Genomic DNA, 11,504 nt, shown 5'->3' with positions numbered 1-11,504 from the left:
GTCAGGAGCGCCAGCCACGGCATCAACTCTCCTTCAGCCGGCCGGTGTGAGAATCAGACCGCTGGTCGGCACGCCGGTTCCGGAGGTGACCAGCACGTGTTCGACGTTGCCGACCTGGTTGTGCGAGGTGCCGCGCACCTGGCGCACCCCCTCGGTGATGCCGTTCATGCCGTGGATGTAGGCCTCGCCGAGCAGGCCGCCGTTGGTGTTGATGGGGAACTCTCCGCCCAGCGACAGCCGCTCGATGGTGGCGAAGTCGTTGGCCTCGCCGCGCCCGCAGAATCCGAGTTCCTCGAGTTGGACGAACACGAACGGCGTGAAATGGTCGTAGATGAAGGCGGTTTGGATGTCTTGCGGCTTGCACCCCGAGTCGCGCCACAGCTGACGGGCCACCACACCCATCTCGGGCAGCCCGGTGATGTCATCGCGGTAGTAGCTCGTCATCATCTCGCCGTTATGGGCCGCGCCCTGGGCGGCGGCGGCGATGATGGCCGGCGGCTGCCGCAGGTCGCGGGCGCGCTCGGCGCTGGTGATGACCAGCGCGACGCCGCCGTCGCTCTCCTGGCAGCAATCCAGCAGGCGGAGCACAGGTTCGACGATCCAGCGCGAATTCTGGTGGTCTTCCAGGGTGATCGGGCGCTGGTAGAACCACGCGTCGGGGTTGGTCGCCGCGTGCTTGCGGTCGACGACAGCGATCCTGCCGAAGTCTTCGTTGGTGACGCCGTACGTAGACATGTAGCGCTGTGCGTGCACGGCGACCCAGGCCGCGGGGGTGAGCAGCCCGAACGGCGCGTAATGCGCCATGAACAAGGGTGTTTCGGCCATGCTGCGACCGCTGCCACCGAACCGGAAGCCCGACCGCTCGTTGAACGCGCGCCAGCAGACCACGACGTCGGCGACGCCGGTGGCGACGGCCATCGCCGCGTGTACGACGGTGCCCGCGGCCGCACCGCCGCCGTGGTGCACGCGGGAGAAGAAGCTGAGGTCGCCGATGCCCACGTTGCGGGCGATGTCGATCTCGTCGCTGGCATCCATGGTGAACGTGACCATGCCGTCGACGTCGCCGGGGGCCAGGCCGGCATCGTCGAGTGCGGAGCTGACTGCCTCGCATGCCAATTGCAGCTCGCTACGCCCCGATTCCTTCGAGAACTCCGTCTGGCCGATCCCGACGATGGCGCAACTTCCGGGAAGGCTGCCCGGACGCGTCCGGCTCATGCGCCCGACCCGTCGAGCAGGCTGAGCACCGCGGTGCCGGACACGTGGTCGCCCAGGCTGTTGGCGCCGGCGAATGACACCTCCACGAAGTTTTCGCCGTCCGACCCTTCGGTCTTGCCGGTGACGCCGCCCGTGAACTTGAGCGGGTCGTCGGGGAAGCACGGCACCCCAAGGCGAATCGACAGGTTCTTCACCATCGCCTCGGGGCCGGCCCAGTCGGTGAGGAAGCGGACGCAGTAGCCGTTGGTGGTCAGGATGTTCATGAACAGGTTGGGCGAGCCCTGCTGCTTGGCGTAGTCGCGGTCGTGGTGCACCGGCATGAAGTCGCGGGTGGCGATCGCGCCGGCGACAATCATCGTTGTGGTGATCGGGATTTCGAGCGGCGTGACCTCGTCACCGACCGAAATGTCCTGCCATTGCAAAGTGCGGCCGGCGGTTGGCGTCATGCGGGTCCTTCCGAGTAGGTTGCGCCGGGGTGGGCCGGCTGGGCCGAAGCCGGACCGAGGGTGAAGCCGAAATTCATGGCGACGCTTGGCCGCCGCGCCGAAATTGGTGCAGGACGAGGCCGTCGTCGAACGCCTGGTAGTAGACCTCGACCGGCAACCCTGGCGTCACATCGGAAGGATCGACCCCGGTCAGGTTGGACACCAGACGGACGCCCTCTTCGAGCTCCACCAGCACGACGACGTAGGGGTACTCGAAGAACGGAAACTTGGGCTCGTGCGGCATCACGTAGCTGTAGACCGTTCCGCGGCCGGAGGATTCGATCGTCGTCCACTCCAGCGAACGGCAGTGCGGGCACATCGGGCGCGGCGGATGCCGCAGCTTCCCACAGCCACCGCAGCGCTGGATCAGAAGTTTATTCTCCCGCAACCCATTCCAGAAGAATTCGGTGTCCGGGGTGATCGCCGGCGCGAGACGAGCCGCCATCAGTTCGCCGGCCTGAATCGCAGCACCCGAAACCGCTGCCGCCCCAACACTTCACCGTTCTGGTCGGTGTAGGTGGTCAGCCAGGTGAGGAAGAAGCCGGTGCCCAGCGCCGTCTTCTTCTCGTCGGAGACCGACTCGTAGACCGTCGTCGCACTGATCACGTCGCCCAGCCGGGGGTACCGCTCGATCTCGAACTCCGAATTGGTCGCGACGGTGCTGGTGTAGCCGGCCTCATCGAGGAACGCCGTTGGATTGCTGTGGATTTCAACTGGAGCCCCACCCCGTTCGCCGATTCCCTCCAGCTTGGGCGACGGCATCGTCCACGTCTGCAGCATCACCGGCGGCGACACGATGCCGCCGAACCGTGACGACGCCGCGAACTCCGGGTCGAGGTATACCGGGTTCATGTCGGCCATCGCGTACGCCCAGTGCCGGATCATCGGCTGGTTCACCGGGTCCGGTGCCAGCGAGGGCTTTTCGGTACCGCCGGTCGGCTGCCCGACGAGGGCCCGCACCTTGGCGCTGACGGTTTCTGAGTCGGCCACTTGGCAAAGCCCCTCTCGCAGGACAGGTGATCCGACAGATTGATGCGATCTGTCTCGACGAAATGTGTGTACTCTGCGCCGTCGCGCGCTGTCAATACGACAGCAAAGCACGGCGACAGCGGTGAATTCGCGCGAATGATGATTGACGGCGGCTGCCGGGGCGAGTACACCAAGTGATCAGATGACCGGAGGAAGCACATGGCCGATTCGCCCGCTCTTGTCCAGACCTACCAGCTCTACATCGACGGCAATTGGGTGGAGCCGCAGGACGGCCGCTACGACGACGTGTCCCCGTCCACCGAGGCCGTCATCGCCACCGCACCAAACGCGAGCGTCGCGCAGGTTGGCGACGCGATAGCGGCCGCGCGGCGCGCCTTCGACAGCGGACCGTGGGGCACCACGTCCGCCGAGCAGCGCGCCGCGTGCCTGAACCAGCTGGGCGAGGCGCTGACCAAGCACGCCGACGACTTCTTCGCGCTGGCGCAGGCGGAGTGGGGCTGCGTTTCGAACGAGCGCATGATGCAGATCGACGGTGCCGGGTTCATGTCCATGCATGCCGCCCAGCTCGCCACCCAGCTGGTCGACCAAGAGGTCAGCGGCAGCAGCGCCGGGACCACGTTGCTCCGGCATGCGCCGCTGGGTGTCGTTTCGGTGCTGACGCCGTGGAACTTTCCGCACTGCCTGAACGTGATGAAGCTGAATCACGCTCTGGCCGCGGGCAATACGGTCGTGCTCAAGCCCTCTCCGCTGACACCGCTGGCGGGGCTGGCGCTGGCACGGCTCATCGACGAGCACACCGACATCCCGCCCGGGGTGGTCAACGTGGTCACGCCCTCGGGTGTCGAGGCGGCCAAGCTGCTGACCACCGATCCGCGCATCGACATGGTGAGCTTCACCGGCAGCTCGGTCGTCGGACGCCAGGTCATGTCCGCCGCCGGGGACACCATGAAGCGAATCCTGTTGGAACTGGGCGGCAAATCGGCCAGCATCGTCCTCGACGACGCGCACATCAGCGACGAGATGCTGCAGCAGATGCTGTTCGAATCCTGTTCGCTGCACGCCGGACAGGCCTGCATTCTGCACAGCCGGCTGCTGTTGCCTGATTCGCTGCACGACGACATCGTCGATCGCCTTGCGGCGTTGGCCCGTGAGGTCAAGGTGGGCGACCCCACCGATCCCGACGTGCAGATGGGTCCGCTGATCAGCGCCGCGCAACGCGACCGGGTCGAGGCGCACGTCGCCGGAGCGCGCAGCGACGGCGCGAAGCTGGTGACCGGCGGCGGCCGGCCCGCCGGCTTGGACGTCGGCTATTACGTCGAACCGACGATCCTGTCCGATGTGGAGCCGAATTCGACTATCGCGCAAGAGGAAGTGTTCGGGCCGGTGTTGACCGTCCTGCGCTACCGCGACGATGACGACGCCGTCGCCATCGCCAACAACTCGCAGTACGGCCTCTCCGGTGCGGTGTGGGGCGAAGACGTGGACCGCGCCGTCGGCGTGGCCCGCCGCATCCGTACCGGCCAGATCGCCGTCAACGGCGTCAGTCCCGGTGGGGCGCCGTTCGGTGGCTTCAAGCTCAGCGGGCTGGGCCGCGAGGGCGGCGGCATCGGCGGGTTGCATCAGTACATGGAACCGATGGCCATCGGGGTTCCCGCGTAAGGTGACCCGCGCGCCAGCGATTGGGCCCGCTTGGGTGAACCACACCTGACATGTCAAGCTGCTCGACATGATCGAGATCGCCCGCCCCAAGCTCGAAGGAAACGTCGCCGTAGGTGAGGACCGCCAGATCGGCTTCGCGGAGTTCGGTGACCCGCAGGGCCGCGCGTTCTTCTGGCTGCACGGCACCCCCGGCGCCCGTCGGCAGATCCCTGTCGAGGCCCGCCTGTACGCCGAACAGCACAAGATCCGGCTGATCGGCCTGGACCGGCCCGGGATCGGCTCGTCGACGCCGCACCGATACGAGAACATCCGCGCGTTCGGCGACGACCTGCGCACCATCGCGGACATCCTCGGCATCGACAAGATGGCGGTCATCGGCCTGTCCGGCGGCGGCCCGTACGCGCTCGCGTCCGCCGCGGTGCTGCCGGACCGGGTGGTAGCCCTCGGCGTGCTCGGTGGCGTCGCGCCTTTCCTGGGCGACGAGGGGATCACCAGCGGCCTGATGAACCTGGGCAAGCGGGTGGCCCCGCTGCTGCGGCTGGGCGGTGACCCGCTGCGCATCGGCGCGAGCCTGGTGATCCGGTCCATCCGTCCGGTCGCCAACCCCGCGCTCTATCTCTATGCCGCGATATCGCCCGAGGGCGACCGGCGCCTGCTGACCCGGCCCGAGTTCGCGGCCATGTTCCTCGACGACCTGCTCAACGGCAGCCGCAAGCAGCTGGCGGCCCCGTTCAACGACATCATCCTGTTCACCCAGGACTGGGGATTCCGGCTCGAGGAGGTCAAGGTCCCGGTGCGGTGGTGGCACGGCGACAGCGACCACATCGTGCCGTTCGCGCACGGCGAGCACGTCGTGCACCGGCTGCCCGACTGCGAGCTCATCGTGCTCCCCGGCGAAAGCCACCTCGGCGGCCTGGGCCGCGGCGAGGAGATCCTGTCCACCCTGACGAAGATCTGGGACGAGCGAGGCTGACCTTCTCGGCAGCGGGGTAGCCTGCTCACGTGCTGCTGGCGTCCCTGAATCCCGCGGCGCTCACCGCCACCGATATCGCCGACGCGGTGCGCATCGACGGAACCGTGTTCAGCCGTAGCGACCTCGTCGGCGCCGCCACCTCGGTGGCCGAGCGGGCGGGCGGTGCGGGCAGGGTTGCCATCCTCGCCGCCCCGAGCGCCGCGACCGTGCTGGCCGTCACCGGGTGCCTGATCGCCGGGGTGCCGTTCGTCCCGGTGCCCGCCGACGTCGGCGCCGCCGAACGCCGGCACATGCTCACCGACTCCGGGGTGCGGGCGTGGCTGGGCCCGGTGCCGGACGAGCCGGAAGGTCTGCCGCACATCCCGGTCCGGCTGCACGCCCGCTCCTGGCACCGCTATGCCGAGCCGTCGCCGGACGCCACCGCGATGATCATCTACACCTCGGGCACCACCGGGCTACCCAAAGGCGTGGTGCTGAGCCGACGGGCGATCGCGGCCGACCTCGATGCCCTGGCGGAAGCCTGGCAATGGACGGCCGACGACGTCTTGGTGCACGGCCTGCCGCTGTTCCACGTGCACGGCCTGGTGCTTGGCCTGCTCGGCTCGCTGCGGATCGGCAATCGCTTCATCCACACCGGCAAGCCGACGCCGGCGGGCTACGCGCAGGCGGCGACCGAGCACCGGGGCACGCTGTTTTTCGGGGTGCCCACGGTGTGGTCGCGGGTGGGGGCCGACGAGCCCGCCGCCCGGGCGTTGCGCCCCGCGCGGCTACTGGTCTCCGGCAGCGCGCCGCTGCCGGTGCCGGTGTTCGACCGGCTGGCCGGGCTCACCGGGCATCAACCCATCGAACGCTACGGCGCGTCGGAATCGCTGATCACGGTGTCCACGCGCGCCGACGGCGAGCGACGCCCGGGGTGGGTGGGCCTGCCGCTGTCCGGTGTGCAGACCCGGGTGGTGGACGACGACGGCGGCCCGGTGTCGCACGACGGCGAGACCGTCGGGAAGCTGCACGTGCGCGGGCCGATGATGTTCGACGGCTACCTGAACCGGCCGGAAGCCACCGCCGAGGCGTTCGACACCGACGGCTGGTACCGCACCGGCGACGTCGCGGTGATCGACGCCGGCGGGATGCACCGCATCGTCGGACGCGAGTCGGTCGACCTGATCAAGTCCGGCGGTTACCGCATCGGTGCGGGCGAGATCGAAACGGCGCTGCTCGGCCACCCCGGCGTGCAGGAGGCCGCCGTCATCGGAATGCCCGACGCGGACCTGGGCCAGCGCATCGTCGCCTACGTCGTCGGGTCGGCCGACGGCGACGAGCTGATCGACTATGTCGCCCAAGAGCTTTCGGTGCACAAGCGGCCGCGCGAGGTGCGCATCGTCGACGCGCTGCCGCGCAACGCCATGGGCAAGGTCCTCAAGAAGCAGCTGCTGACCGACGGCTGACCGACCGCTCACCCGGGCAGCGCCCGGTCAGCCTGACGCCGAGACACGCAGCAACTTGCCAGCTTCAGGGCCGAGCGTGCCCGCGCTGCTTCACCTACCGTCGTATCCGTGTATCGACGCAACCGGACGGCGAGCCGCCACCATGGGTGAGCCGGCGCGGTCCGCGGCCGCCGCCGGGCGGACCCCTATGCGGCGGATCGCGGCGGCCTGCCTGGTGGGCTCGGCCATCGAGTTCTACGACTTCCTGATCTACGGAACCGCGGCCGCACTGGTGTTTCCCGCGGTCTTCTTCCCGCACCTCGGGCCGACGGTGGCCACCATCGCCTCGATGGCGACGTTCGCGACGGCGTTTCTGTCCCGCCCATTGGGAGCGGCCGTCTTCGGATACTTCGGCGACCGGCTGGGCCGCAAGAAGACGCTGGTCGCCACCCTGCTCATCATGGGCGCGTCGACCGTCAGCGTGGGCCTGGTCCCCACCACGGCGTCAATCGGGGTCGCGGCGCCCTTGATCCTTGTCGTGCTGCGGTTGCTGCAGGGCTTCGCCGTCGGCGGCGAATGGGCCGGGTCGGTGCTGCTGAGCGCCGAATACGCGCCCCCCGGAAAACGCGGCTGGTGGGGCATGTTCACCTCGCTGGGCGGCGGCACGGCCGGCGTGCTGGCCAGCGTGACGTTCCTCGCCGTCAGCCTCACCATGGGGGAGAGCAGCCCCGCGTTCCTGGAATGGGGCTGGCGGGTGCCCTTCCTGATCAGCAGCGGACTGATCGGCATCGCCCTCTATGTGCGGCTCAACATCGAGGAGACCCCGCTGTTCGTCGAGGAGAAGGCCCGCAACCTGGTGCCCAAAGCGCCACTGGCCGAGCTGGTGCGGCTGCAGCGCCGCGAGATCGTGCTGGTCGCGGGCTGCTTCCTGGGCGGCATGGGCTTCGTCTATTTGGGCAACACCTTCCTCGTCATGTACGCCCACTCCCACTTGGGCTATTCGCGCAGCTTCATCTGGGGTGTGGGCGCGCTGGCCGGGCTGACCAGCATCGTGTTCGTCTCGTTCGGGGCCTGGCTGTCCGACCGCGTCGGGCGTCGCCGGGTGATGCTGTGTGGGCTGGCGGCGTGTCTGCCGTGGTCCTTCGTGGTCATCCCGCTGATGGATACCGGCAGCCCCGCCACGTACGCGGTGGCCGTCCTCGGCATGTTCGCCTGCGCGGCGATGGCCAACGGTCCCACGGGGGCCTTCGTCCCCGAGCTGTTCGCCACGCGCTACCGCTACAGCGGCGTGGCGGTGGCGATGAACCTGGCCGGCATCCTCGGCGCCGCGGTGCCGCCGCTGTTGGCGGGCACCTTGTTGGCGACCTACGGCGGCTGGGCGATCGGGCTCATGATGGCGACCCTGGTAACGACCAGCCTCGTGTGCGTCGCTCTGCTGCCCGAGACCAAAGGAACCGCGCTCGGCGCCGCCCCGGCCGCGGAGCGGGTGCCCGCCGACCTATAGGTGCACCCTCAGTTGGTGTGCAGGTCCTCGTTGAGGGCGATGCCCTGACCGCCGCGGGCCACGACTTCCACCGCCCCGCTCACCGAATTGCGGCGGAACAACAGGTTGTTGCCGCCGGACAGCTCGAGCGCCTTCATCGTTTTGCCTTCGGGCGTAAGGACTTTGGTGCCCGCGGTGACGTACAGGCCGGCCTCGACGACGCAGTCGTCGCCCAGCGAGATGCCCAGGCCCGCGTTGGCGCCGAGCAGGCAGCGCTTGCCGATCGAAATCACCTCGGTCCCACCGCCGGACAGCGTCCCCATGATCGAGGCGCCGCCACCGATGTCGGAGCCGTCGCCCACCACCACGCCGGCGGAGATCCGTCCCTCCACCATGGAGGCCCCCAGGGTGCCGGCGTTGTAGTTGACGAAGCCCTCGTGCATCACCGTCGTGCCCGGCGCCAGATGCGCGCCCAGGCGCACCCGGTCGGCGTCGGCGATGCGCACACCGGTCGGCAGGACGTAATCGACCATGCGCGGGAACTTGTCGACGCCGTAGACCGTCACCGGCCCGTGGCGCCGCAGCCGGGCCCGGACCGCCTCGAAACCCTCGACGGCGCACGGTCCGCGATTAGTCCAGACCACATTCGTCAATACCCCGAACAAGCCGCCGGCGTTCAGCCCGTGCGGCGCCACCAATCGGTGCGAGAGCAGATGCAATCGCAGGTAGGCGTCGTAGGCGTCGGCGGCCACGTCATCCAGCGAGCCGATGAGCGTGCGCACGGCGATGGTCTCGGTGCCGCGGTCGTCGTCACGGCCGATCAGCGCGGTCAGCTCCGGGGGAACATCGGAGAGCGCCAGCCGCGACGTCGCGCTGGTACCCGTGGTGGTCAGTTCCGGTGCGGGAAACCACGTGTCGAGGATCGATCCGTCGGCGGCCAGCGTCGCCAGGCCTATTCCTTCGGCGCCTGCTGCTCTTGTCACGGCGGACAGGTTACTTCGTGGGCCGGCATCGGGCCCCGCCCGCCCTGCGCGAGGGCGAAGCCGGGGGCCGCGCAGTCACCCCGGCCTGCGTCCAAAGACCCACGCGCGCAAGATAATTCGTCACCGCGGGATGCGTCGCCCGCGGCCGGGGACGCTCGACGGTGGCGGTCTCAGCAGGTCAAGGCGTGAATTTCGGCGTATCGGGTACGCAGCTTCCGGGGTCGTTACCGGCCTAGCCGCAGGTCCCTTTGTCGCCGGCCCGTCGTGGCCGCCCGATTGCGCGAGGAGAAGAACATGTCCTTTGTCACCACACGGCCCGAGGCGCTGTTGTTCGCGGCGAGCACCCTCGAAGGCCTCGGCTCTTCGATGGCCGCCCAGGACGCCGCGGCCGCGGCTCCCACCACGAGCATCGCTCCCGCGGCCGCCGACGAGGTGTCCGCTTTGCAGGCGGCGCAATTCTCCGCCTACGGCGCGTGGTACCAGCAGGTCAGCGCCCAGGCGAAGGCTGTTCACCAGACGCTGGTGAACAACCTGGACAGCAACGCCGGCTCGTATGGAACGACGGAAGCCGCGAACAAAGTCACCACCAGCGCCGCGGCGCTGCCCGCCGCACCGGCCGCTGCCGCCGACCCACCCCCCGGGGACGCCGCGGCCGGCACCCTCATCGAGTGGGGTCAGAACACCGGTGCCGCCGCCTCGGACTTCATCACCTTGGGCGAGGGGCAATTCGCTCCCGTCCCCGGCGCGGCCGGTATCCCCAACTTCACCGGCGGGCTCGCGTCAGCAACCCCGGCAAGCGCGCCCGCCCCGGCGGCGCCGGCAGCCATTGGTGGGGCGCCGTTGCTGGCGAGCATGGGCCGCGGACCCTCGATCGGCGCATTGTCGGTACCACCGAGCTGGGCGGCAAGTGGTGTCCCCGAGGTCAGCTCCACCCCGGTGACGCTGACCGGCGCCGGGTTCACCAGCGCCGCGCCCCAGGCGACGACGGTGAGCGCCATTCCGGGTGGCGTGCCGTCGATGGCCACCGCCGGACGCGGCGGCTACGGCCTCGGCGCGCCCCGCTACGGCGTCAAGCCCACCGTGATGCCCACGCCGGCCGTCTAACAACCCGCAAGGTCAGCAAGAACAGGAGCACGACAATGACTTTCGACTTCGGAGCACTGCCCCCAGAAATCAATTCCCTGCGCATGTACACCGGCGCGGGCGCCGGTCCGATGATGGCCGCGGCCGCGGCTTTCAGCAGCCTGGCAGACGAACTGAGCACGACCGCCTCGGCCAGCCAGGCGGCGATTGCGAATCTGACCGGCGAGGAGTGGATCGGACCGTCGTCGACCGCGATGGCCACCGCCGCCGCGCCGTACGTGATGTGGATGCACACCACCGCCGCGCAGCTGCAACAGGCGGCCGCCCAAGCCATGGCATCCGCGGCCGCATACGAGGCGGCCTTTGCGATGACGGTGCCGCCACCGCTGGTCGCGGCCAACCGGGCCCAGCTGGCGGCCCTCGTCGCGACCAACGTTCTGGGACAGAACACCCCAGCCATCGCGGCCACCGAGGCGCAGTACGGCGAGATGTGGTCCCAAGACGCCGCCGCGATGTACGGCTACGCCGCGGCGTCGGCGGCCGCGGCCAAGTTGAGCCCGTTGACATCGCCCGCGCCCACCAACAGCCCGGGTGGGCTCGACGCGCAGACGGCGGCCACGGCCGCGCAGACCAGTGGGCTGCGCTCGGTCGTCTCCAATGTGCCCAACGCCGTGCAGTCGTTCGCGGCGCCGGCCGCACCCGCCGCGCCGGGCGCGAGCGCGCTGGACAGCGTGCTGGGCGATCCGCTGGTGTCCAATATCGGCAACGCCGGATTCGACGTGGTGTCGTGGAACGTGTTCAACACGATGGTGTCCAACATCTTGTACAACCACACCCTCGACGCGGCGGCTTCCGCCAGCGTGGCCGGCGACCTGGGCGGCGTGGTCGGCTCCGGCGCCCTGGTCAGTGCCCCGGCGCCGGTCAGCACCGCGGGCGTCGGTGCCGCACCGGTGCTGGCGAGCATGGGCTCGGCGTCCCCGGTCGGCGGATTGTCGACGCCGGCCACGTGGTCGGCGGCCACGCCTCGGGTCCCCGCCGCGACCGTCGCGGGTACGGGGTGGACCGCACCCACCGAAGACGCGCACACCACGTGGGCGTCCGGCATGCCGGCGGTCGCCTCGGCGGGGCGGGGCGGCTACGGCGTGGGGCCGCGCTACGGCGTCAAGCCCAAGGTGATGCCCACGCAGTTGCTCGTCTAGCCCGCGCTTG

At 69.5% G+C, this 11,504-nt stretch carries 11 protein-coding genes; 6 read left to right on the top strand and 5 right to left on the bottom strand.

Going from position 1 to position 11,504, the window contains the following annotated elements; translation table 11 throughout:
- Window positions 1-33: 33 nt before the first annotated feature.
- The 4 genes from AC5Y30_RS23915 to AC5Y30_RS23900 all read right to left on the bottom strand — a co-directional run bounded on the left by AC5Y30_RS23915 (window position 34) and on the right by AC5Y30_RS23900 (window position 2,690).
- A complete protein-coding gene (locus AC5Y30_RS23915; RefSeq protein WP_499921554.1) occupies window positions 34-1,215 on the bottom strand; it encodes a lipid-transfer protein in 1,182 nt (393 codons plus the stop codon).
- Window positions 1,212-1,661, bottom strand: a complete 450-nt coding sequence (locus AC5Y30_RS23910; RefSeq protein ID WP_499921552.1) for a MaoC family dehydratase — start codon at window positions 1,659-1,661, stop codon at window positions 1,212-1,214. Before AC5Y30_RS23910 ends, AC5Y30_RS23915 begins: the two co-directional genes overlap by 4 nt.
- A gap of 73 nt (window positions 1,662-1,734) precedes the next feature.
- Window positions 1,735-2,145 (bottom strand): Zn-ribbon domain-containing OB-fold protein, encoded by a 411-nt coding sequence (locus AC5Y30_RS23905; RefSeq protein ID WP_499921551.1) that lies wholly within the window; start codon window positions 2,143-2,145, stop codon window positions 1,735-1,737.
- Window positions 2,145-2,690, bottom strand: a complete 546-nt coding sequence (locus AC5Y30_RS23900) for an FAS1-like dehydratase domain-containing protein (RefSeq protein WP_499921549.1) — start codon at window positions 2,688-2,690, stop codon at window positions 2,145-2,147. Before AC5Y30_RS23900 ends, AC5Y30_RS23905 begins: the two co-directional genes overlap by 1 nt.
- A gap of 198 nt (window positions 2,691-2,888) precedes the next feature.
- Between AC5Y30_RS23900 and AC5Y30_RS23895 the strand changes: the two genes are divergently transcribed.
- From AC5Y30_RS23895 to AC5Y30_RS23880, 4 genes are all read left to right on the top strand, one after another.
- On the top strand, window positions 2,889-4,349 hold the full coding sequence (locus tag AC5Y30_RS23895; protein WP_499921548.1) for an aldehyde dehydrogenase family protein: 1,461 nt from the start codon (window positions 2,889-2,891) through the stop codon (window positions 4,347-4,349).
- A 67-nt stretch (window positions 4,350-4,416) separates the two neighbouring features.
- Window positions 4,417-5,322, top strand: a complete 906-nt coding sequence (locus tag AC5Y30_RS23890) for an alpha/beta fold hydrolase (RefSeq protein ID WP_499921547.1) — start codon at window positions 4,417-4,419, stop codon at window positions 5,320-5,322.
- Window positions 5,323-5,351: 29 nt separating this feature from the next.
- Window positions 5,352-6,767, top strand: a complete 1,416-nt coding sequence (locus AC5Y30_RS23885; RefSeq protein ID WP_499921545.1) for an acyl-CoA synthetase — start codon at window positions 5,352-5,354, stop codon at window positions 6,765-6,767.
- A gap of 142 nt (window positions 6,768-6,909) precedes the next feature.
- Complete coding sequence (locus AC5Y30_RS23880; protein WP_499921544.1) at window positions 6,910-8,250, top strand: MFS transporter; 1,341 nt, start codon at window positions 6,910-6,912, stop codon at window positions 8,248-8,250.
- Between the two features lie 8 nt (window positions 8,251-8,258).
- Here AC5Y30_RS23880 and dapD read toward each other — a convergent pair whose 3' ends face one another.
- A complete protein-coding gene (gene dapD / locus AC5Y30_RS23875; RefSeq protein ID WP_499921543.1) occupies window positions 8,259-9,212 on the bottom strand; it encodes a 2,3,4,5-tetrahydropyridine-2,6-dicarboxylate N-succinyltransferase in 954 nt (317 codons plus the stop codon).
- A gap of 294 nt (window positions 9,213-9,506) precedes the next feature.
- On the opposite strand from dapD, the gene AC5Y30_RS23870 reads away from it, so the two are divergent.
- Window positions 9,507-10,316 carry a PPE family protein, SVP subgroup gene (locus AC5Y30_RS23870; RefSeq protein ID WP_499921541.1) on the top strand — a complete coding sequence of 270 codons (810 nt, stop codon included), beginning with the start codon at window positions 9,507-9,509 and terminating at the stop codon, window positions 10,314-10,316.
- Window positions 10,317-10,351: 35 nt separating this feature from the next.
- Window positions 10,352-11,494: a PPE family protein gene (locus tag AC5Y30_RS23865; protein WP_499921540.1), complete on the top strand. Its 1,143-nt coding sequence runs from the start codon at window positions 10,352-10,354 to the stop codon at window positions 11,492-11,494.
- The last annotated feature ends 10 nt before the right edge of the window (window positions 11,495-11,504 follow it).

The sequence above is a fragment of the Mycobacterium sp. NGS27 genome, assembly GCF_059813005.1.
This window is presented reverse-complemented; position numbering and strand designations above follow the sequence as displayed.

Excerpts from the sequence above, each read along its gene's own strand:
- AC5Y30_RS23865 (WP_499921540.1), top strand. The coding sequence starts at position 10,352 with ATGACTTTCGACTTCGGAGCACTGCCCCCAGAAATCAATTCCCTGCGC.
- AC5Y30_RS23870 (WP_499921541.1), top strand. The coding sequence starts at position 9,507 with ATGTCCTTTGTCACCACACGGCCCGAGGCGCTGTTGTTCGCGGCGAGC.
- AC5Y30_RS23910 (WP_499921552.1), bottom strand. The coding sequence starts at position 1,661 with ATGACGCCAACCGCCGGCCGCACTTTGCAATGGCAGGACATTTCGGTC.
- AC5Y30_RS23890 (WP_499921547.1), top strand. The coding sequence starts at position 4,417 with ATGATCGAGATCGCCCGCCCCAAGCTCGAAGGAAACGTCGCCGTAGGT.
- AC5Y30_RS23895 (WP_499921548.1), top strand. The coding sequence starts at position 2,889 with ATGGCCGATTCGCCCGCTCTTGTCCAGACCTACCAGCTCTACATCGAC.
- AC5Y30_RS23915 (WP_499921554.1), bottom strand. The coding sequence starts at position 1,215 with ATGAGCCGGACGCGTCCGGGCAGCCTTCCCGGAAGTTGCGCCATCGTC.
- AC5Y30_RS23905 (WP_499921551.1), bottom strand. The coding sequence starts at position 2,145 with ATGGCGGCTCGTCTCGCGCCGGCGATCACCCCGGACACCGAATTCTTC.
- AC5Y30_RS23880 (WP_499921544.1), top strand. The coding sequence starts at position 6,910 with ATGGGTGAGCCGGCGCGGTCCGCGGCCGCCGCCGGGCGGACCCCTATG.